This window comes from Fuchsiella alkaliacetigena (assembly GCF_023227765.1).
GTDB lineage: Bacteria > Bacillota > Halanaerobiia > Halobacteroidales > Acetohalobiaceae > Fuchsiella > Fuchsiella alkaliacetigena.
The window spans coordinates 10,429-33,038 of sequence record NZ_JALKBZ010000030.1; the positions used below are offsets into that span (position 1 = coordinate 10,429).

14 protein-coding genes are annotated in these 22,610 nt (G+C 31.6%); 13 read left to right on the forward strand and 1 reads right to left on the reverse strand.

Annotated features, from left to right (window positions below):
* Positions 1-72: 72 nt before the first annotated feature.
* The 9 genes from MWH30_RS09250 (at position 73) to MWH30_RS09290 (ending at position 15,069) form a co-directional block, all read left to right on the forward strand.
* Positions 73-1,365, forward strand: coding sequence for a metallophosphoesterase family protein (locus MWH30_RS09250; protein ID WP_248663795.1), 1,293 nt, complete (start codon positions 73-75; stop codon positions 1,363-1,365).
* Positions 1,362-4,820 (forward strand): AAA family ATPase, encoded by a 3,459-nt coding sequence (locus MWH30_RS09255; RefSeq protein ID WP_248663796.1) that lies wholly within the window; start codon positions 1,362-1,364, stop codon positions 4,818-4,820. The genes MWH30_RS09250 and MWH30_RS09255 overlap by 4 nt, the downstream gene beginning before the upstream one ends.
* Before the next feature lie 153 nt (positions 4,821-4,973).
* Positions 4,974-7,040 (forward strand): UvrD-helicase domain-containing protein, encoded by a 2,067-nt coding sequence (locus tag MWH30_RS09260; protein WP_248663797.1) that lies wholly within the window; start codon positions 4,974-4,976, stop codon positions 7,038-7,040.
* Positions 7,041-7,228: 188 nt separating this feature from the next.
* Entirely contained in the window at positions 7,229-9,769 is a 2,541-nt protein-coding gene (locus tag MWH30_RS09265; RefSeq protein ID WP_248663798.1) for a dynamin family protein, read from the forward strand.
* A gap of 23 nt (positions 9,770-9,792) precedes the next feature.
* Positions 9,793-10,596 carry a hypothetical protein gene (locus MWH30_RS09270; RefSeq protein ID WP_248663799.1) on the forward strand — a complete coding sequence of 268 codons (804 nt, stop codon included), beginning with the start codon at positions 9,793-9,795 and terminating at the stop codon, positions 10,594-10,596.
* A gap of 11 nt (positions 10,597-10,607) precedes the next feature.
* The gene (locus MWH30_RS09275; RefSeq protein WP_248663800.1) at positions 10,608-12,446 is read left to right on the forward strand and encodes a dynamin family protein; all 1,839 of its coding nucleotides are present in this window, start codon (positions 10,608-10,610) and stop codon (positions 12,444-12,446) included.
* A gap of 16 nt (positions 12,447-12,462) precedes the next feature.
* Positions 12,463-14,325 carry a dynamin family protein gene (locus tag MWH30_RS09280; protein ID WP_248663801.1) on the forward strand — a complete coding sequence of 621 codons (1,863 nt, stop codon included), beginning with the start codon at positions 12,463-12,465 and terminating at the stop codon, positions 14,323-14,325.
* Positions 14,315-14,737, forward strand: coding sequence for a hypothetical protein (locus MWH30_RS09285; protein WP_248663802.1), 423 nt, complete (start codon positions 14,315-14,317; stop codon positions 14,735-14,737). The genes MWH30_RS09280 and MWH30_RS09285 overlap by 11 nt, the downstream gene beginning before the upstream one ends.
* Positions 14,738-14,739: 2 nt before the next feature.
* Positions 14,740-15,069: a hypothetical protein gene (locus MWH30_RS09290; RefSeq protein WP_248663803.1), complete on the forward strand. Its 330-nt coding sequence runs from the start codon at positions 14,740-14,742 to the stop codon at positions 15,067-15,069.
* A gap of 289 nt (positions 15,070-15,358) precedes the next feature.
* Here the strand turns inward: MWH30_RS09290 and MWH30_RS09295 are convergent, their stop codons facing one another.
* The gene (locus MWH30_RS09295) at positions 15,359-15,850 is read right to left on the reverse strand and encodes a hypothetical protein (protein WP_248663804.1); all 492 of its coding nucleotides are present in this window, start codon (positions 15,848-15,850) and stop codon (positions 15,359-15,361) included.
* Positions 15,851-17,465: 1,615 nt separating this feature from the next.
* On the opposite strand from MWH30_RS09295, the gene MWH30_RS09300 reads away from it, so the two are divergent.
* The 4 genes from MWH30_RS09300 to MWH30_RS09315 all read left to right on the forward strand — a co-directional run bounded on the left by MWH30_RS09300 (position 17,466) and on the right by MWH30_RS09315 (position 22,540).
* On the forward strand, positions 17,466-19,046 hold the full coding sequence (locus MWH30_RS09300) for a YfjI family protein (RefSeq protein ID WP_248663805.1): 1,581 nt from the start codon (positions 17,466-17,468) through the stop codon (positions 19,044-19,046).
* Between the two features lie 835 nt (positions 19,047-19,881).
* Positions 19,882-20,427 (forward strand): site-specific integrase, encoded by a 546-nt coding sequence (locus MWH30_RS09305; protein WP_248663806.1) that lies wholly within the window; start codon positions 19,882-19,884, stop codon positions 20,425-20,427.
* Between the two features lie 666 nt (positions 20,428-21,093).
* Positions 21,094-21,378 carry a hypothetical protein gene (locus MWH30_RS09310; RefSeq protein WP_248663807.1) on the forward strand — a complete coding sequence of 95 codons (285 nt, stop codon included), beginning with the start codon at positions 21,094-21,096 and terminating at the stop codon, positions 21,376-21,378.
* Between the two features lie 292 nt (positions 21,379-21,670).
* Positions 21,671-22,540: a hypothetical protein gene (locus MWH30_RS09315; RefSeq protein WP_248663808.1), complete on the forward strand. Its 870-nt coding sequence runs from the start codon at positions 21,671-21,673 to the stop codon at positions 22,538-22,540.
* Positions 22,541-22,610 lie beyond the last annotated feature (70 nt).

Here is a 22,610-nt window from a genome sequence, read left to right on the forward strand (position 1 = left end):
ATATTAACCAGATATTGATATTTTATATTAGTTAAGAAAAATTACTATTTTTTCCAAAGGGGGGGATATCTTATGGAAGAGATTAAACTATTATGTACTGCTGATTTACACCTAGGGAGATTTCCAAGTAGAATCCCTGATAGAGATGAAGAGTTTTCTCCAACTTTTATTTGGAATAATATAGTTAAACAGACTATAGATTCTCAGGTAGATGCAGTTATTATTACAGGTGATATTATTGATAGAGAAGATTGTTATTATGAGGCTTATGGTTCTTTTGAAGCTGGCATTAAAAGGTTGGAAAAAGAGGGGATAGTAGTTTTTGCAGTAGCTGGTAATCATGACTATAACCTTTTGCCGAGGCTGTCTCGAACTATGAATACAGAATTTTTCAAACTATTAGGTGCTGGTGGGAAGTGGGAGCTTGAGAGCTTAAAAAAGGATGGACAGGCAGTTTTAAATATTCTCGGTTGGTCTTATCCTACCAGACATGTTGATAAGAATCCGATAAGTGAGCTGGAACTTCCAGAAAATGGACTACCGACAGTTGCTTTGCTTCATGCAGAACTAAATGACTCTCAGAGCAATTATGTTTCTCTTTCTAAAGATAGGCTTAAAGGGACTGGGATTAGTGCCTGGGTACTCGGTCATATCCATCAAGCAGATCTGGCTTCAACTTCAACTCCTCTTATTTTAAATCCTGGCTCACCACAACCATTAACTCCTAATGATCAAGAATGTCATAGTACTTGGGAGTTAACTATTAAAAAAGAGAGTGAATTCGAGGTGCTGCGTTTAGCTACAGCTAATTTAAGGTATATGGATCTAGAAGTTAACTTATCTAAAGTAACAAAGTTAGATGACTTACTGCGAATTATTCCTCAAGAGTTAGAAAAAAAGCTTGAAGAAGAGATAGAACTTGATTGGCAGCCCAAGTTAATAATCCTTAGAGTTAAGCTGGCTGGACGGACAGAATTTCATCGTGAGATTACTTTAAAAAAAGAAAGCTTATTAGAAAATCTGCAATTAACAGTCAAGGGTAGTCGAGTATTAATTGAAAGTTTAGATAATCAAACTCAAGCTCCAATAGACATTGAAAAGTTGGCTAAAGGTAATACTTCACTTGCTTTATTAGCTGAGTACATATTAAACTTAGAAGCAGGAGAGCTAGATAAGCTGCCCCAAAAGTTATTTACTGAGATAGAAGAAAAGCTAGAAGAAGCCTATCGTTCTAATGCTTATGCTCCACTGAGAAGTCAGGATAGAATTAAGCCATTAAGAAAAAAGGAGATAGCAGCTTTATTAAAAGAAGAGGGCCAATTATTGCTCCATTCTCTGTTGGCTCAAAAGGAGGGCCCTAATTGAAAAAAGAAATCTTAAGCTTTAAGGAGCTAAAAATAGATAGATTGCCTCAATTTGATATTTATAATCGTTCTGTTAAAGATTTAAAAGCACAGCTTAATATTATTTACGGGCCCAATGCTGCCGGCAAGACCACCTTAGCTAAAGCATTTCAATATATTCTCTGGCCCGATAAAGCGCCTGATGATGCATCATTAAGAGGAAGCTTTACTTTAGGAGATGATATTTGGCAGGCGGAGCTGAATTTAGGGAGTTGTAGTTATCAAAAAGATGGTATTGCTAATGAGCTTAACTTTATCCCTGCGGCTGAGCATAGTGATCGTTATTATTTAGCTTTGCATGACTTATTACAGGAGAAAACCAAAAATCAATCTTTAGCTGAGATAATTCTTAAAGAATCGGCTGGTGGTTATCAAGTTTCTAAAGCAGTGAAGGAGTTTGGATTTAAGGAGCAGCCTGCTCGAAAAAATAAGCAGACGAGAGCGGCGAATGAGAAAATAGAAAAATATCGAGAAACTAAAAAGGAGCAGCAGGATTTAGAGCAAGAGGAGGGCAGATTAGCTCAATTAAATGAGGAATTGAATGAAAGTAAAGCTGCTCAGCGAAAATTAAAAATTATTGAGCAAGCTCTTTTATTTGCTGAAGCTAAAGAGAAGCTAATGGAGGCTGAGAAAAAATATGAACAGTTTCCAGAGAAGATGTCTGAATTGAAGGGTGATGAAATTGAAGAAGTAGAGGAATTTAAGAGACAAATCAGCCAAGAAGGAACTCAGATAAAAGAAGCAGAAAAGGAAATTGAGAATGCTACTAAGATAATAGAGGAGAGTCCGCTGTCTAAAGCTGGTCTTGCAGAAGGAAGCTTAGTTACTTTAAATGAAAAATATGATCAGCTTAAAAGTAAAGAAGAAGAGATTGAAAAGCTAGAGGTTGAAGTTAAGGAAGCAGAAAAGAGAAGAGGAGAAGCTGAAAAAGCATTTACTTCTGCAATTAACTCAGAAGAATTGACTACACTTGATAAAGTTGGCTATGATGAACTAAATAACTTTGCTCGAAAAGCTCAAAGGGTGAATAATGAACTTGAAGCTCTTAATTTTTTAAAAAACTTGCTGAATCCGGAGGAAGAATTTGCTGATTCAAAAAGAAATATTGAAGAGGGAATCAGGTATTTAGAAGAATGGTTACAAAGTCCGCAAATCGATAATAATATTTATAATTTTTCTTTAGTTAGTGGGGGAATAGTTTCAATATTGGGGATTTTATTAGGTATTTTTATTACTCTTTTTTCATTTATTTTTCTATTCTTTGGAGTTATGATTATGGGATATTCTTTAATAAATAGTCCTAATCTTTCAAAAGCAGAATCAAGGGCCAATATTCAAGCTAGATTTGCCCTTTTAGATTTTGATACTCCACCTAAGTGGCGAGAAAAGGAGCTTCGGGGTTATTTAAATCAGCTTTATCAAAAGAAAGCAGAGCTTGAGTTAATAGAAAGACGTAAGCAGTCTTGGCAAGAGAAAGCAGAAGAGTATCAAAGGCTTTGCAAAGAAAAAGAGGAGCTAGATAAGGAGAGAGAGGAGTTAATTAATCATTTTGGAGTAGCACCTGATACTAATGAGCAGAGTCTTTATTATTTAACTTATCATTTAAATCGCTGGCAGGATGCTTATGCCGATATAGAAGCTATTAGTGAGAAAATAAGAGTGAATAGGGATAATTATCAGCAACTATTAGAGGAGATAAATGAAGAGCTTGCTAATTATTCCTATTCAGTCAGTGATGCTGCTGAGCTTAAGGGTGAATTAGCTAATTTAAAAAGTAAGAATGATAAGCTCCGAGAGGCTATTCAGGATAAAGAGAGAGCTAAGAAAGATAAGGAGAGGGCCCGGAAGCGTCTCAGGAGTATTAAAGAACAGAAAAAAGAATTATTTATTGGTCTGGATTTAGAAGTTGATGCTGAATTAGAGCTAAAAGCGCTTTGTGATTGCTATGAAGATTATCAGTTAGCTGCTCAAGAGTTGCATAGGTCCCGGGCCATCTGTGAACAAGAAAAAGGAAAGCTTAAACAGTATAATGACTTTGAAAAATCACTACTTGAACTGGATAGGCTGGAATTAGAAGCAAGAAAGGAAGAACTTAATAAGAAGGCTGAACAATATAATCAAATTCAAAAGGACATTAATGAGATTGAGCTAAAAATTAAAGAGGCTAAAAAAGCTAGTAGCCTAGAAGAGGCCTGGCATGAGAAAGAAAAAGCTTTGCTTAGCTTAGAAAAGGATTTAGATTCTGATTATAAAAAATTACTAGGATATATACTAGCTGAGCACATTAAAAAACAGGATAGTCCAGCTAATAGATCTCAAGTTTTTAGGGAAGCGCAGAGAATATTTACTAATATTACTAGAGGAAGCTATGAGCTGCGTATTAAGCAGACGGATTCACCTTCTTTTTATGCCTTTGATACTGTAGCTAATAAGGGGAAGAAGCTTAATGAGTTATCTAGTGGTACTCGAGTGCAATTGCTGATGGCGGTTAGAATGGCTTTTGTAACTAATGAAGAACAGGGCGTAACCCTACCTTTATATCTTGATGAAACCTTAGCTAATGCTGATGATAGGCGGGCTGAAGAAATTATAAAAGCAGTTATTACTCTAGCTAGATCAGGAAGGCAGTGTTTTTATTTTACGGCCCAAAAGGATGAAGTAAGAAAGTGGAATTCTTTACTTGCAAAAGAGGCGGAAATGGAGGCTAATTTAATTGAGCTTAAGCAGGAAGAAAAGAGTTACTTTGATCTAGGAAAAAATGACTTTAAAATTGATGAATTGGAAGCTCAGGTTGAAGAAATTCCTTCTGCCCAAGGTTTATCACATGATGAATATGGTGAAAAACTATCTATTCCTGACTTTAATTTCTATCAAGGCGCTCAAAAGATTCATCTTTGGTATTTAGTAGCTGATATAGGATTGCTTGAATATTTACTTAAATTAGGAATTAAAAATTGGGGTCAGCTAAAAGCTTTATTCAAGACTAAAAGAAGTGATTTTTTTAGTGCTGAGAAAGAGGAATTACTTGTTGAAGTTAAAAATAGAGGCTATTTATTAGAAGAATTTATTAAATTATGGCAGAGAGGGCGGGGTAAGCTGGTAGATTATGCGGCTTTAAAAGACTCGGGAGCAGTTAGTGATAATTTTATTGAGGGAGTTTTTGCTCTGGCCGAGGAAGTTAAAGGTCAGGGAGAGGCTATTATTAAACGCTTACGCCAAGGGGCTGTGGATAGATTTAGAAGAAATAAAATGGATGAGCTAGAGGAATATTTTAAGGAAGAGGGGTATATTATTACAGAATCTCCTTTAGCTTTAGCTGATATTCGGGCCCGGCTAATAGGCTTAGCCGTTGGTGAAAGCGGTCAGGAAAGGGCTAAAAAGGTTGATCGTCTTCTAGAATTGCTAAATGTAGATTAGACTTAGCAAAATTTCAAAGAAACTATGTTGATTAATAAAATCATTGTATATTAAGTTGAAAAATTGGAATATTGATTGAAGATAGAGGATAATTCCCCCAGTATATAGAATTAAGAAGTATAGTAAAACAAGCTATAACTGGGGGAATTTAGCATGAATACTCAAGTAGTAGTGGCTGATTCTTATTTTGAGAGTTATGATAAACTGGATAAGCAGTCCAGAAAGCGGGTGCGGGATAATATTAATAAGCTGGTCGAGGAAGATAAAAGCTATGGACTTCAAATTCATTCTTTAAAAAGAGTGAGGTGTGATAGTAGTTTTCGCAGTGCTAGAGTTAATAGAGATTTACGTTTGATTCTTTCTCAACAAGGTAATAAGTATATATTATTGTATGTTGATCATCATGATGATGCCTATGATTGGGCTGAAAATAAGTTCTTTGAAAAGAACCGTTTCGGGGCCGTCTATCTCTACGATCAAGTAGAGTTAAATGAATATCAAGAAAAAAAGATGGAGCCTGAAGATATCAATGAACTCTATGATAGCAGACCTTCTTTACTGGAAAAGGAAGAGGTCAGGGTCAAGGATTTAAGCAGGCTTGATATTAACGAGGTTCATGCTCAATATTTAATGGAGATTAAGGATGAGGATGAGTTTTTGGAATTTATTTCTTTTTTGCCTGAGGAAATTCAGGAAGGACTAATCGATATTATAACTGGAAATAAAACAATTACTCGGGTCTGTATGGAGTTAGAAGATCAGCAAGCAGATAAATCTTCGCTAGAAGAGGCTTTAGAGCATAAGGATTCTAAAAGAAGATTCTATACTGTAGAGGATTTTGCTGAGTTAGATTATATTCTAGAAGAGGATATGGAGAGATGGAAGTTATTTTTGCATCCTCAACAAGAGTCATTGATAAAGAGAGATTATTCAGGGCCCGCCTTAATTGAAGGAGGTCCGGGAACTGGTAAGACAGTGGTGGGGATTCATCGGGCAGTTCATCTGGCCCAGGATATTTATCCGGGGCCAGAGAATAGAATCCTATTCTGTACCTTCAGCAAAAAGCTGGCCTTCTATATCTGGGAAAAGATAGAACAGCTAGTAGAGCAGAAGAATATCGAGGATAATATAGATGTTTATGGAGTAGACAGCTTAATCTATACTCTAGTTAAGGAACATAATTTAAGCGATTATAAGATAGATCTTCAGTCTATTGAAGATTTATTTCTAGAACTATATGAAGAATTTGAATTGGAAGAGGATGTTCATTTCTACAAAACCGAATATAAAGAAGTTATCCAGCGCAACAATATCAGAACCTTAGAGGAATATCTAGAAGTCTTCAGAACTGGTCGAGGTCAGTCCTTACAGCCTGCTACTCGTCGTAAAGTTTGGGAATTTTTCTCTGAATTTATAAAGAGGAAAGAGGAAGAAAAATTAATGGATTTTGAGGATCAAGCCTATTTACTTTACGAAGCCTTAGTAAGTGAAAGGATTGAGCCTCAGTTTGATTCTATTATCATTGACGAAGCTCAGGACTTATCTCCGGTAAAATTAAAATTACTTGCTAAACTGGTCAAAAGAGCAGAGAATAATTTAATTCTCTTATCCGATAGTAATCAGCGTATTTATCAATTAAATAGTTGGAAAGAGGATGTTGGAATCAGTATAGTAGGTAGAACCCACTATTTAACTCTTAATTACCGGACTACCAAGCAGATTAGAAATTATGCTGATAGTCAATTTATTCATTCGCAAAAAGAGGAAGAACATCTTCGTGAATACAAGAGTCTTTTGTTAGGGCCCGAGCCAATAGTAAAAGACTTTGCAGATTCAAAAGAGAAGTATCATTATTTAGTAGGAAAGGTTGAGGAGCTATTGACAGCTGGGATTGCAGCTCATGAAATCTGTATTATTACAGCTAGCTCTAGTTACTTTGCTAAGTTAGAAGGCATTTTGGAATTTCAGGGGATTGACTATACTATCTTAAAGAGTGATATTTACCCTCATTCAGAAACTGGGATAGGAATTAGTACTTTACATGGTAGCAAAGGATTAGAATTCAGGACGGTGATATTGCTTAATTATTCTCAAATAGTTAAGGATTTAAAGAAAGATTTACCTGATGAGTGGTATACTCAGAATAGGTTAAAGCAGGTAGAGTGTTTGAAGTATGTGGCCTGTACTAGGGCCAGGGAAGAGTTAATTATTATTAAATAGACAGCTTTTAGAATAAATAGACTAGGATGAGATAGATGAAAAATAAAAAATAACTTTATACTAGATTAATTAAAAGTTTGAATCTTTTCAAGCAGGAAGGAGGAAAAATTCATTCTTATACATAATAAGTTAAATTATAGGGTTATTTGATAAAATACTTATTTTTAGAAAAAGAAAGGAGAGGTTTGGTGGAAAAGAACATTGATGAAATAAAGTTCCTTTCTAAAATAGAGGGTATTTTGAAAGGTCAAGGTATACCTTCAGATTATGTAAAGATGGATCTTGATTGGTTAAAAAAACGGAGAATAGTCTGGGAGAGATCTAATTGGAGAATTGGAGTAGTTGGTATTACTAGCTCGGGAAAGTCTACTTTAATTAATGCTTTATGTAGTGAAGATATACTTCCTAAAGAGGCTCGACCTACTTCAGGAATTTTAGTATCTTGTAAGAAAGGTAATGAACGTAAAGCAACTATCATAAAAAAAAGTGGTAAAAAAGAATACCTAAAAGGCGAAGAGTTTAATAGAAAAAAAATTAGTCGCTATGCTGATGAGCAAAATAATCCTCAAAATAAGTACCAAATTGATGAGATCTGTCTTGAATTTCCTGAATTTTTGATTGAGGGAGGAGTTGAGATTGTTGATTCTCCAGGGTTGGATGCCTTTGGTCTAGAAGGTCATGAAGAAATTACACTACGGCAACTAGTACCTTCGGTAGATATTGTTATTTACTTGACAACTACCAAGGCTAATAGTGATAAAAGAAACTTAAATATTTTAAATAAGATTGCTGCCGAAAATAAGCCAATTATTATTGTACAAAACTTTATTGATTGTATAGAGCCTGAGTATACTACTGGAGGTAGAATTAGAAGGAGTAGGGAAGAAGTAGCACAGAGATTGAAAAGAAGAGTTACTGGGATACTAGAGGAGTCTAAGGATCAAAAATTTAGTAAAGCTCCTGTAATCCAACTTTCTGCTCTCTGGGGAGTTGAGGCTGTTCAAAGTGACGATAAAGAGCTTTGGGATAGTTCTAATATAGCTCAATTATTGGAGGCTGTTGATAAAAGCAGAAAAATATTGAAAGGAGATAGAAAGCATAATCGGCTGGAGCAGCTAAGGAAGCAGTTGGAGGATATGAAAGAGAGATTTATAGCTGATTATGAAGAATATAAAGGCTCTCAAGTTTCTGGTCAAGCTTTACAAAAATTACAGGAAAAAAAAGAAAAATTTAAATCCTTCTGCAAGTTGGAAGAACAAAGTTTTGCCAGGTTGGACTCTTTAAAAGATAATGTTATAAAGAACTTTAAAGAGTTGATGGGAAAGATGCGGCATAGTTCAGAGGAAAATAGATTAAAGAGTCTAGGTAAAGAGATTAAAAATGTTGCTCGAAAATCTCAAGATCAGTTCTTTGACATAATTGACAGATTGGTTGAAAAGGAGAATCAGCTTTTTAAATTATTTAATTTATCTTTAGAAGATAAGAGATTTAGTAACCTAGATCTACCTTCCTATAATGAGCCCCAAATCTATAAAAAGACAAAAACTTATCAGGTGGAGAAGAAAAGGAAGAAAAAAAGTGGACTCCTTGGTTGGCGAAAGCTTAAGAGAAAAGTAACTGGGGAAAGTGATTATGAGACTTATTATGTGGATAGGACAAAGACAGTAGTGGATGTTAGAAAGACAAGAAGAGAGCATAAGTCCTATTGTGATAATTTCAAGAATGCTATTAAAAAGTTAGTTGATAATTGGGAGCGACAGAGAGTTCAGGCTCGAAAGGTATTATCAGAAGAGTTACAAAGATTGGAACAGGTTAAGGTAGCTAGAAAGAATAAACCTCAAGATATTAAGATAATTGCTGATTTAATTGCAAAAATTGAGGAAATCGAGGGTAAATACTTAAACGTAAAGTCTAAGTTCGGCAATAAAGAATTAAGTAAAAAATTGAAACCTGAAAAAAACAAATTAAACTTTGAAGAAGATGAGCTTACAGAGATTAAGGTTGAGAGGAAGGAGTATCAACTAGTTAGCCAACTGATAGATTTAGCTTATCTAAAAAGGCAGATCTATTTTAATAGTTTTATTAATGGTATTTTTAAAGATACTGAAGTTGAAACGAAAAAAGATAGATTAGTATTACTAGGTCAAGATAGACAAGAAATAGATAATTTCTTTTGGAGAATTACAGGTTATAGACCTAAATTAGAAGATAGTCAGGACGCTTTTATTAAAGTTCCAACTAATAGTGGAATTAAAGGTTTGCTAAATAAATTTAATGAAATATTACTTATTGATGCTAATGGCAACTGGAATCTAGATCAGTTAGAAAATAGCTTTATATTTTTCTTAGTTGATATTCATCAATATGGATTGACTCAGAAGCAAATTTCTGAAAAAAACTATAAGTTTATTTTGAATAATAACCCTTATTCTCTTGTCTTACAGTCTATTAATGAATATAGTAACGAAGGTAATTTAGGTGAAGCTTATCTTTACTATAAAGATCTATGTCAATTTATTGGGAAAGAGAGTCACAAATGTCTAGTTAATGATAATGATCCATTTTATACAGCCTTGTTTTATATAGCAGACTTATTTTCTTGGCAAGCAGGGATAGGGGAAGAGCAGAAAGCAATTAAAACTTTAACTGAAAACTTCACAGAGTTGATTTCTAGTTCTCACCTTGAGGAAGCAGGCAAGTTCTTTAAAACTATTTCCAAGGCTAATTAATTAAAGAAGGAGGAAAAAATATTATGGCTAAACAAAGTGAAGAAATTACAATGTTTATAGACCGAAGTACTGAGAAGGTTATGAGAGATATAGTTGATTTATTGAGTGAAGAAATCTACAGTATTTCTTCTGAAGTTATGGATGATTATAATGATAAGTTAGAGGATAATATATGGCAGCTAAAGGATAAGATTGATTTTTTAAAGAGGCTAGAAGAGCAGAATCAGCAGAAAATAAAAGAACAAGGAAGGTTAAATGAGTTTATTGAAGAAAAACTATCTGTTTTAGATGCATTGAGTTCCAACCTAGATAAAATAGCGAGTCAGACTAAAGAGACTGAGAATATATCTGATAAACTTGATGATTTAAAGGTTGAATTATCTCAATTTAGAGAAGGATTTGTAACATCAGATGAAAGATTACTTTCAGAATTAGAACTATTAAAAGAGGAATTATCGGTATTAAAGACGGAGATTAATAATGAATTTGAAAATATAAGAAACCAGAATAAGCAATTATTATTTGATGTCAAAGATAAATTAAGTAATAATTTATTAAAGTTTATTGAAAAAGAGAACGAAGAGTTAAAACTTGAACTGGAAAAGATGGTTAACGAGACAAAAGAAGATATATTGACTAAAATCATGAAAGATATGGCATCTTTAAAAGATGATTATAAAGAGGATATTAAAGAAATTAAAGATCTTCAAGTTGAGTTAAAAGAGATTAAGTTACAAGAAGAAAAAGTGGAGAAGTTGCCGGGACTTTTTAAGTTCTTATTGGGTAGTAGAGCTACATTATGGATAGCAGAAAAACTAGGATTATAGGAGTGGAAAACATGGAAACTAAGGATAGATTATTAAAGATTTTAAATGATGAACTTTTTATTGACTTATTGCTAAAGAAGAATGAAGATCAAGATCTTAAGCAAGCTATTGAAAGTCGAAAGCAGAGCTTAGAAGCAGGCAAGTTATATGTAGCTGTATTTGGAATTCAAGGGGCTGGGAAGAGCTCGCTTTTAAATGCTCTAGTAGCTGAAGATGATATTTTACCTGTGGAAGCTGATGAGACAACCTGTATTCCAGTTGAACTACATAAAAGCAAAAATGGTGACAGGAAAGGAGAAATTTATTATCAAGATGGGAAAAGAGAGGAAATAGCAGTTACTAGGGATAAGCTTGATAGATTTGTTAATAATGAATTTAATCCTGAAAATGAACTAGAGGTTGATCATATCAAAATTCATATTCCTTCTTCTTTTTTGAGAGAAGATATTGTTTTTGTAGATTTACCCGGAGTAGCTAGTTTGAGAGAAGGTAATCAGGAGACAACATTGCGTTATATTGCTTCTTGTACTGGTTCTATATTTTTATTAAGGACTGTACCGCCAATTACTAAATTAGAGGCTGTTTTATTAAAGATGGTTTTGCCTCAAATTTCTCATAATTTCTTTGTTCAAAATCACTGGACAGGAGAAAGTCAAAGAGAATTAGAAAATGGAATAGAGCATAATAAAAAAGTTCTAAAGAAAGTCCTAGAACAGTGTAATTTAGAAACAGAAATTAATATAATAGCAGTTCAGATTAAAGAAGCTATTAAAGGTACCTATATGGAAGATAAAGAACTGAGAAAAAGTTCAGGAATTGAAAATTTAGAAAGGATGCTGTCTTCCTCTTTTAATAACTGGCAAGAAGAAGTTTTTAGAGGAATAGCTTTATGGCTTAATAGTCATACTTTGGAGATTAAAGAATACTACGTACAGCAGAAAAAGGATTTAAGTAAGGATGTAGATGAGGTAATTGAGAATTTACAAAAACAGCATGAGGATTATCAGCAGAAAAGGAGAGAAATAGAAGAAAAATTTGCTAAGTTAAAGGATAATACTTATAAAATTGAAAATAGAGCTAAAAGTGAAATGAGAAACTTTATTAAACAAACTCAAAGGAGCGAATTAGATAAACTAATTGCTAAGATTTCTCAAGGGATTTATGATGGAGATTACTTAAAGAGAAGCGTAGAGGATACAATTAAAGAAATTCAGGGTATTATAGCAGAGGAATTACAGTTTAAACTTGAAGATTTGACAATTGAGATTTTAGAAGATTTTAAAGATATTATTGAGGATATGTCTGACTATAAAAGAAATATGACTGATGGTGATAGAGCGGTTGAGATTGAAGCTTTAAAAGTGGAAAAAGTACTACCCGGTGCTGGAGGAGTTCTTGGCTTTTTGGGTGGTAAGGCTGCCGGGGCAAAGGCTGCTGCTCTTGTTGCAGCTGCATTTTCACCGGCAGGTTGGGTAGTTGGTGGAATTGCTATAGCTGGAGCAGTTTTAGGTAGTATTTTAGGAAAGAAGCTTGGCTCAAAGGGCAAGAAGGAAATAGAGAAGAGAAGAATTAGTAAAGCTAGAAGAATGGCTAAAAAGAGTGTCAAGAATGCCTGTAAAAAAATAAGCAAAAGTATTATGACAGAAATCGATAAATATATAAATAATTTAGTAGATGAACTTGAAAAAGCATTAAAAAGAGAATTAGATAATACTGAAAATGAATTTAAGCAGCGCATTGCAAAACTAAAAGAAAGCAAAGAGAATAGAGAGAAAGTTTTAGAGGAGACTCAACTAAAATTGAATAAAGCAAAAGATGTCTTAAAAGAGTTGGATCAAATTTTAGTATAAGGGAGGTCGTATGATAGTGTTTGCTTTTAAAAAAAGTGTTGCAGAGTTAAAAAAAATAATAGTTGATAGTAAAGAGATAGCAAAAGAAATTGGAGCGGATAGTAACCTTGATATGTTTGATATTTTATTGGAGAAGTTAAGAAACCCTCAGCTTTATCTATCAGTTGTAGGAAGGACAAGTTCGGGCAAGACAACTTTAATCAATAGTCTATTGGGAAAAGAAGTCTTAGCCCAAAATGCTGCACCGACTACAGCTACAGTTACAGAAGTTTTTAACTCTAATGATGATAAGCTTAATTATTATCAGATTAGTGATGAATTAGAACGGATAGAGATATGTGAGGATGAGTTTAACAAGATTACTCACTCGCCGGAAAGTTTTAAAGGAAGATTACAGATGGAAGTTCCAGACTTTAACTATAATTTAAAAGCTCGTTTATTTGATACTCCGGGTTATGATTCAATTTATGATGAACATTCCGAAGTATTAGATAGTTTTATACCTGAATCAGACTTTCTAGTCTTTACGGTTTTATATAGAGCAGGCTTAGTTCAGGCTGATAGGGAGTTCTTAGAACTACTTTATGAAATTTTTGCAGATCAGTTACCGCCAATGGTATTAGTGGTTAATAGAATACCTCCAGAAATTGATAATGAAGATCGAAGAATTAAAGAGATTAAAAAAGATGTGGCTGAAATTATCAATCAGGAAATTACGACTTTTTATGTTTCAGAAGATAGACGTGAAAATATTAGTTTGCCGGATACGACTGAATTATGGAAATACCTAGCAAAAGAGACTAATAAGCCTGAAAGAAATCAGGAGTTAATTAATAATGTAAGTAGGGTATTAAAGTCTTTATTGGATAAGTTAAAGGATTATATTTTTTATTACAAAAAGATTGAGCAAAGTAATAACGAGAAGATAGAGCAGCTTAAAGAAGAAATCGAAAGCTTAATGGAAGAAAAAAGAAGGATATATGAGTTAGTTGGCAGAAAAAAGAAGGAGATACTAAGTAAGTGTTATGATGAATTGACAAAGGCAGAGAATGAGATTTTTGCTAATTCTAAAGCAGAAATCGAGAGAGCTAGTCGTTGGAGCAAAGCTAGTGAATGTTCTTCTTATTTGACTAATCATCTTTTACCACAGGAAGCCAATAAATTAAGTAAGAAAGTAGGTAAGATAGTATTTAAAGAGTTAGAGCAGTTGAATAGAGAAATAAGTGATATGGTTAATACCGCTATCGGTAACTTTGAAACCCAAGTAAAAGATGTTATACTTGAGAGAAACATTTTTGTGGAAAATATGATGAAAAAGAGTGCAACAAAAGGGATTAACTCTGTAGCCTTTACTTTCTTCGCTAAATTTGGTGGACAAGGTGGAGCAGGAGCAGGTGTTGCTAATTTTGCCAGTAAGACTTTAAAGAATGTTGGAAATTTATTTAACAAGAAGTTTTCTTTAGCTACTCATAATGGACTTAAAAAGTTCTTGAGTAAAATAGGCGCCACCAGTGCTAAAGGTATTCAAACCGGGATAGTTATCCTAGTGGAAGCTCTAGTATATTTATGGAAGGTAGCTACCTGGAAAACGAAGTTAAAGACAAAGACTAAAGAAGCAATAGATGAATGGGCTAGCAAATTAAAGCTGCAATTTGAAGAAGAAATCTCTAAATCAATTAAAGAAACTAAAAAATTGGTAAAGGAAACAATTGATTATACAACTAGTGACCTCAAAGAAATTATTAAACAACAACAAGAGCAAGGTAAATTTAGTAGTGAGGAATTGGATAAGCATTTAAAGAGAGTAGAGATTAAACAAGGGGCACTTATTAAAGTTAGGAGTTTTAATAGAGAAGGAGGTTTAGTAATTGAAGGATAAAAAGTCAAATATCGTAGAGGATGATAAATTAGAAATTGTTGATAATGATTTTTCTAGCCCTGATAAGAAAGCAAGGCAAGATTTGATAAATAGAGCTGGTGAAGAAATAATAAACAAGATGCCTGATGTTATAGATACAATAAATGATATAGCTAGAATAAATGCGGAAACTGATAAACAGGTAAGGTTAATTCAGGCTGAAGGAAAGAAGATATTAAGTGAAGCTGAAGCTTATGTTAAAAAGTTAGGTGCTGAAAGAGATAAGATCAAGACCCAAGGTGAAATTATAGTTAAAACTCTCGATAAAGCTAATGAACTATTAATGAGTGCTAATGTTCCTGATAGTGCTAAGCAAGCTTACGCAGAAAACTTACATAAATGGATTACTACTATAGTTGAACAGGAGGGTTAATAGTGCTTGATGATTTAATTGATGGTTTATTATATGCTTTGCGTGAAGCGGAAATTGAAGAATGTAAAAGAAAATATAATAATGCTTTGGAGGAATTGAATAATAAATGTGCTCAAAACAGAAGAATGAAGGTTAGTGAGCTGACTAAAAATATTAAAGAAATAGATAGAAATATAAAGAAGGTAGAATATAGAATGAAGCTTATGGATATCTCCGATAATGCTAAGAAAAATATTATTCAATCTACTGTTGATGCTTTTAAAGAGAAAAGAACAGAATTGAAATTAAAAAAGCGGAAAGTTTCTCGTCAGCTAAAAGAGAGGATAAATTAAATTACTGGATTATTAAAAGGAGTTTAAAAATTTAGCTTCGATAGTTTTCAAGGTTTATCGGGATTTTAAGATAATTTTAATTCTTAAACAAGTGTAATGGATTTTGAGCTAAACTGGAGCTATAGCTATATCTTCAGAGCACCGTCAATAGTTTGAAGCTAATACCATTTACCGAATGGTACGGGTGGTGTGAGAGGCGGCGGATAAACTCCGCCTCTTACCCAAACTTTTTTACAATTGAATTGAAAATTCAAATTTAATATTCTAAGTTATAAAGTTTGGGCTAAGTTTACGCGTATGGATTACCGATATATTTATCAGCATTAATGGATGTTGGTTTTTCCATTTCTTTTCCTCTGCCATATTTTAGCATTACATATAACACTTCGGAGCTAGGAGTTTCACCATTTTTAATAAAAATATCAGCTTTTTTTTCGAGTCTTAATATGTCTCCATTGTCAAAATGCGCCTCAAAGTATTCGCCTTCCCGGTTTGATGTATAGTAGTGTTTTATGGTCTTTCTGATCTCTCCTTTATTTCTTGCCAGCAAATATTTTATATTTCTTTCTGGGTTTCCAAACCTTATTATATTTTCAGATTCTTTATATCCTTCCGGAATTTCTTCTATTATTTCCATATATTCCATTCCGCTTTCTAATTTAAATTTTTTGTCTACAAATCTTTCTATTACTAAAGTTCCGTCTGATAATTGATGTATTAGATTAGAGCCGCCGATTGATTTTCTTTGTTCTTCATATTGTTTTACAATTTCTATTTCCAATTAAATCAACTCCTTTTCAAGCCAGTCATTTTAATGCTTGTTGAAAAGAACTACTTTTTATAACTTAATTTTCAAAAATAAAAACCACCCGCTAATTTATCTGTCCAAACCTAAATTCTAAGAATTAATTCTACATCTTATTATATGGCTGCAGATTAATTTAGTTTTTTATTTTTAAAAACATTATAACATTCAAAATGAAATATTTCAAGTATTTTTTTAAAAAAAAATAATTTAATTGACATATTGACATATATAATGCATAATATAAGTAGAAAATTTAGAATTCTATTTTTTGATTTTTAAGCTACAATAAGCACTTAAGTTTTAATAATGGACTCATACGCGCTAATTTAAGCTGAATTTTGGTAATCAGGTACTGGGATTCTATGTTCTATTATTCTTTTAAAGAAGGGTCAGCATTATTTAATAATCCAAAGGTAAAGATTTTAAGAATTGTATCAGGCGAAAACTTTCTTTGTCGCTTAATTAAATCAGTGTTTTGGGCAATTTCCATAATCTTTGTGTGCCTGTGACGCCCCCTATTGATGTTGGATAAAATGGCATTGATACAGATAAAATAACTTAGCAAATTATAAATCATAATATTCGTCCTCAATTCGGCAAATAAATTTAAAACTTTGGTTTAGTTGGTTTTAGAAGCAACTTTAATCAATATTTGATTAATAATACTCTAAATAAGTTGCTTTCTGAATCCAAGTTTAAATAAAAAATCTTTATAAGTATAGGAATGAAAATTTACTTAACGATATTATTGAACTGAAATTGATGATAGGTTGTTTTGATACTGCTTTTTTATTACTTACAACAGGCATAGATTCAAAGGCTCGAGGGCAGTTTAGGAAAGACTTGGCCGTTCGAATATTTCTGGAACATTTAATGTTTACACGTTATTCCAAGTCTTCAGCGGGGAGTAGGGAAGAAGATGGGGTAGTATCATAAAAGAACATTAAATAGTATATCTCTAGTTTTAAGTTGGGATATACAAGTTATTCTATGGTTTAGTTAAAAAGCCTAATTTTTGGTTATAAGGTAAGGCAAGACCTTTTCTTATTATACTAGACAGGTTTTTGATAGAATACTTTTCTGATTAAAGAAATATTATTGTTTTTAGTATTATTTGAAATTACTAATCTTCTAGTAATTTAAGTTTAGTAATCTTTTTATATTTTAACTTTAATAAGATAAGCAAAAGTCGATTTTTGTTATATTTTATCTTATCCTTGAAATTGATACATATAATTTATAAATTTTACCAAGACTTAAGCTTGTGACTTGACAAACCAACGGATATAATGCAAAAAATAACAATTAAATAGAGTTTTTACTAATTAAATAAGAAATTAGGAAGGATTTTAGATAAAGGAGTTGGAAGTATTAAATAGACTTAAATATCGATAGGTGTTTTATTGACAGCACTTAAAAATATACTGGAGGTGATACTAAATTATTTGTCGAGTTGAAGTTTATTTTAGGATGATATGTTAAATAAACTAAATATTTGTTAAAAGATCAAAGTATATAATAAATTAAGGAGGTGAGAGTTTAACAGGAGTTAGTAGTTACCTGTTAAACGTGATTTGTGAAAAATAATATGGAAAAGTTTGGATCTGAAAAGTCTCATTGGCCCGATCCACATCCGCTCGACCTTAAAAAATACAATAAAGATATAAATAACCTAGACTCATCTATATTGCCAAATTGGTTGCGAGATTTTACTGATAATTTAGCTGAAGCTACGCAAACACCTGTTGGTCTGTCAATCATGTTGTCGTTGTCAGTTTTAAGTACAGCTTTGAGCAAAAAAGCAGTAATCAAGGTCAAACAGGGCTGGAGAGAACCGCTTAATATTTGGACTTGTTCAGTCATGCCGACTGGCAATCGTAAAAGCCCAGTATTTAATAAAATGATCCAGCCGATAAAGCAGTACGAAAAAAAATTAAGAGATAAATTTAAGCTTGAAGCTGATGAATCAAAAATCAAAAAAGAAATAGTAAAAGAAAGGTTTAAAAAGCTTAAAAATCAAGCGATTAATGAAAATGACGAAAATAAAAGAGAGAAATTACTTGATGAAATGAAGAAGTTGCAACAGCAAAAAAATGAGATCAACGCAATAAATATACCAACTTTGTACACTGACGATATAACCACAGAGGCCCTAGCTATTGCCATGAAGAAAAATTATGGTAGATTAGCGCTACTAAGTCCAGAAGGTATTGTTTTTCGGCACGCTTCAGGGCTTTACAGCGGTAACATCAATCTTAATAATCTCAAGAAATCTTGGACAGGAGACGAGAGTATAAATGTAAACCGAGTGACTCGGTCAGAGGTGAGAATAGACAATCCGGCTCTTACCATTGGTATTACAGTGCAACCTAGTGTTATTAATAATTTAAATAAGGATATATTTAGGCGAGAGGGTTTACTGGGGCGATTTTTATTTTGTTATCCTAACAGTTGGGTTGGCAAGAGAGACCCAATATTTGACACTCCAAATTTGTACGAAACAATAAATGAGCGTTATAAAAAAGCTATTAAAATCTTATTAAATAGTAAACCCAAAGAAAAAAAGAATGGGGATTGGATACCACATATAATTACATTTGACGATGATGCAAAGCAAATATTAAACGATTATAGCAAGGAAGTAGAAACTGAATTGAGGGAAGGCGGTAGGTTGTGTGCTATAAGAGACTGGGCAAATAAACTTATCGGTAATATAATAAGAGTGTCAGGCTTAATGCACTTAGCTAATCAAATCCAATTTAATGAATCAAATCTAAATTGGAGTAAACTTATTGATGAAAAAATAGCACTATCTGCTGTTAAATTGGGTAGGCGACTGATTAATCACACATTAAAAACTTTTGATTTGTTAGACAAAGCTGAAGACTATGATTTAGCTAAATATATACTAGATAAAATTACCAAAGGTAAAGCAATGGAATCATCAGGAGATTTGATAGATAGATTTGGCAAAGAGCGACTAGATAAATCAATACTCTATAAACTCACAAGGAAGAAAAAGGAAATAACAGATCCCGATGCTTTAAATAGACCATTAGATTTATTGACAAACTTAAATTATATCAAATTAATAAAAGAATCTAATCAAGGTAAAGGACGACCACCAAGTCCCAAAATAGTGGTAAATCCTAAATATAAAAGATTTTAATAAACCAACGTATGTTTTACTATTTTTTAGGGTTGTCATTGTATCTAAAAAACATCAGAATAAGTAATTAAAGGGCTTTTTAATTACTCTTAAACTCATAAGTATATTTGAATGTATATAGTGGATAAAATGCCTACTGTAAAGCAAAAGAATTTTAATAAGTAGAATTTTTATTTTAGTACTTTGTTTTCTTATAAGTGAACTTTTAATTCTTACAATCAATCATCATTAAAATCATCATAGATAAATGTGGGATGTATTATTATAATTAACTAACTTTTACAGCTGATGAGTAGATTTGATCCTTTTAACTAAAACTTCTATATAACTTAAAGGTCAAAACAACATTTAAGGGATAAAAAACAAAAGTAAATTATGTCATATTGGAAAGCTTAGTCTAAGATGGTCACTATAAATCATAAGGCATTTTATCCACTTTATCCACTAAATTAATAACCTGAGGTGGATTGCAGTAAAAAAGAAGGTCTAACAAATCTGATTGAATATCATTGGAATAATCAAAAACCTACAGCTCAAAAAGTACTTATAAGCTTATAAAACATATTAGTAATAATGCTTTTGTATACTATTTTTGATTAGGAATATAAATAAGTTAAGTAAGATGATCAATGTTGTTGTCCTAAAATCCAAAATGCCAACATGAATAAATGTAACTCAATACAGATTGAGTTACATTTAAGCAAGGTGGCTTAAAACCTTATTACAATAGGGATTATAGGAGTTTTATCTTTTTTTATTTACCAGCGAATGTAACATAATGTATTGAATCATTACTTAAAATGTATTATAATGTATAAGTAAGGAGGTTTAAAGTATGAAGAAAGTAGAACCTATTAGAGATAAAGATAAGATTGAAGAGATGAAGACTGAGCTTTTAAAACAGAGCTACAGAAACTATATGCTCTTTGTAATCGGAATTAATACTGGTTTAAGGATAGGAGATATTTTAGAATTAAAAGTGGAGGATGTTAGAAATGAAACTCATATTGAAATTAAAGAACAAAAGACAGGTAAGACTAAAACTTTTTTAATTAATTCTAAATTGAAAAGTGATTTAGATAAATATATTAAAAATATGAATGACTGGGAATACTTATTTCAGAGTCAGAAAGGTGATAATAAACCTATATCTAGAGTTCAAGCTTACAGAGTATTAAAGAAAGGTGCTGATAAAGTAGGACTTAAAAAAATAGGAACACATTCGCTTCGAAAAACTTTTGGTTATCATCATTATAAATTACATAAAGATGTTGCTTTGCTTCAAGATCTTTTTAATCATTCTGCTCCAAGTATTACTTTAGACTATATTGGGATTAACCAAGATATTATGGATAAAACTATTGAAAACTTCTATTTATAAAATGAATTTGAAAAAATATGTGTTAGTATTAATCAAACTAAAGTATTTAGAATTCAAATAAAGTTTTGCCTAACATCAATTGGGGGCGTCACAGTTTTTTAACTATGAAATATTAACTTTTTTGTTGTTAAATAAAGGATAATATTTTATTTTAAAGAAATTAATAACGAAAAGACTTAAAGGATATGAGACCTGTCCTCTGTTTGTTAGACACTACGTTAAGAAGTGCATAATTTATTATAGTCTATCCAGTAATATCACTGATAGTAGATATCACCTAGTATTTACTATAAATCTATAGCAGATTAAAAATCAGAAATAAAAAGGATATCACTGTTGATAAAATAGAATTATTTGAAGTAAGCTGTAACATTAACTAAATCAAAGTGAAAGTTAGATTGATGAATAAACAAATATTAGATAACAGAAAAAATGATGACGTCAAGGAATTAAGATAAGAAAACAAGCATTTAAAAAAACAGATTAAAGAGGATAATGATAAATTAAGAAATTATTTTAAATATAACTTAGAGCAGGAGAGAAAAAAATTAGCTAAGAAAGCAGAGGAATATTGTAGGAACCAACAAAAAAATAGTAAGGAAATGGATAATATATAAAATTAAAGGTTTGTTAACTTTTTAATAATACAGAAGGGATTGAGTATCAATGCAAAAAGATAGAGAAACTTTAGCTAAGAAAGCATTTGAGAGTGAATTATTTTCTTTTGCTCCAGCAGTAACCAAAGATGTTGAATGGGCTTTAGCAATAGAAAATGAAGAAGCTAGGCTTGGAGTAAGCATTTTAATTGATTTGCCTGAATTTAATGGGAAAGAATTAGTTTATTTATCTGAAGAAGAAATTGAAGAAATTATGCAGGAGAAAATAAAAGAAAATATTGAGATTATTGCTTCTGATCAAGAAATTGTTAATAAAATAAAAGAGAGAAATTAAAAGTAGAAATTATGTAGACTTAGTTATTTAAAAATGCTGAATTTTCGTCAAGGTAATTAGCTTATAAATTTAGTTCATAAGTTGATTTTAATATTTTTCCTAAATTGCAATAATAAATTGAACTAATTTTGAACTTTCTTTATACACTAGGAAAATTATAAGTAGTAATATAGTTTTGATAAAATTGAAAATAGCTTGCTAAAAAGCATAAACTATTTTTTAACCTTATTAACTATTTAGAGATTATGATAATTATAGGATGATTAGATTTAAAATAGGAGGCAGGTATTCAATGACAGATAAAGAGAAATTAAAAAAATTACTTAAAGAGCTATTTAGATCTGATAAAGCTGATTTAGATTTTGGAATTTATAGAATTATGAATCAAAAGAGAGAAGAGATTGAAAAATTTATTGAAAAAGATTTAGTTAATCATATTGATGGCGAATTGTCAAAACTGGAAAAGCATGATGAAGAAAGATTAAATCAGGAGCTAGAAAAAGTAAAACAAGAAGCAAAAGAATTGGGGGTTGATTATAAAGAAACTGCTAAATATAAAGAAATTAAGAAAAAAATTAATCAACTTAATTCTTCAAAACATATAGAAGCAAATATTTATAATGAAATTTATAGATTTTTTAAGCGCTATTATGATAACGGAGACTTTTTATCTAAACGTAGATATTCTAAAGAAGAAAAATATGCTATACCTTACAATGGTGAAGAAGTTTATCTGCATTGGGCCAATAACGATCAATATTATGTGAAGACTAATGAAGAATTTAGTAACTATTCCTTTGATAAGAACGGTATTAAAGTTAATTTTGAAATTAAAGAGGCCCAAGAGGATAAGAATAATAATAAATCTGATGAAGATAGATATTTTGTTTTGAAAGAAAAAGATTATTTTGATTATGATGAAGAAGATAAGGTATTGAATATTTATTTTGAGTATAGAAGCTTAAGTAAAAGTGAAGAGAAGAAATATAGCAATCGTAATACGCAACGAGATATTAGAGAAAAAACTTTCAAGAAACTAGAAAAAGAAATTAAAGATGATACTAGTAACTTGTATGATTTAAATTGGCTAGTTGATGATAAAAATAAATCTAAATCCTTATTGGAAACTCATTTATACAAATATACTACTAAAAATCACTAGCATTGCATAAAAAATATTTTCATTTGTCAAGGGTAAATTTTTATTAATTATATATCCCTTAAATGTAAAT

What these genes read in the sequence shown, in the direction of transcription:
- MWH30_RS09275 (WP_248663800.1), top strand. Translation starts at nt 10,608, where the DNA reads ATGGAAACTAAGGATAGATTATTAAAGATTTTAAATGATGAACTTTTT.
- MWH30_RS09315 (WP_248663808.1), top strand. Translation starts at nt 21,671, where the DNA reads ATGACAGATAAAGAGAAATTAAAAAAATTACTTAAAGAGCTATTTAGA.
- MWH30_RS09300 (WP_248663805.1), top strand. Translation starts at nt 17,466, where the DNA reads ATGGAAAAGTTTGGATCTGAAAAGTCTCATTGGCCCGATCCACATCCG.
- MWH30_RS09250 (WP_248663795.1), top strand. Translation starts at nt 73, where the DNA reads ATGGAAGAGATTAAACTATTATGTACTGCTGATTTACACCTAGGGAGA.
- MWH30_RS09260 (WP_248663797.1), top strand. Translation starts at nt 4,974, where the DNA reads ATGAATACTCAAGTAGTAGTGGCTGATTCTTATTTTGAGAGTTATGAT.
- MWH30_RS09270 (WP_248663799.1), top strand. Translation starts at nt 9,793, where the DNA reads ATGGCTAAACAAAGTGAAGAAATTACAATGTTTATAGACCGAAGTACT.
- MWH30_RS09310 (WP_248663807.1), top strand. Translation starts at nt 21,094, where the DNA reads ATGCAAAAAGATAGAGAAACTTTAGCTAAGAAAGCATTTGAGAGTGAA.
- MWH30_RS09305 (WP_248663806.1), top strand. Translation starts at nt 19,882, where the DNA reads ATGAAGAAAGTAGAACCTATTAGAGATAAAGATAAGATTGAAGAGATG.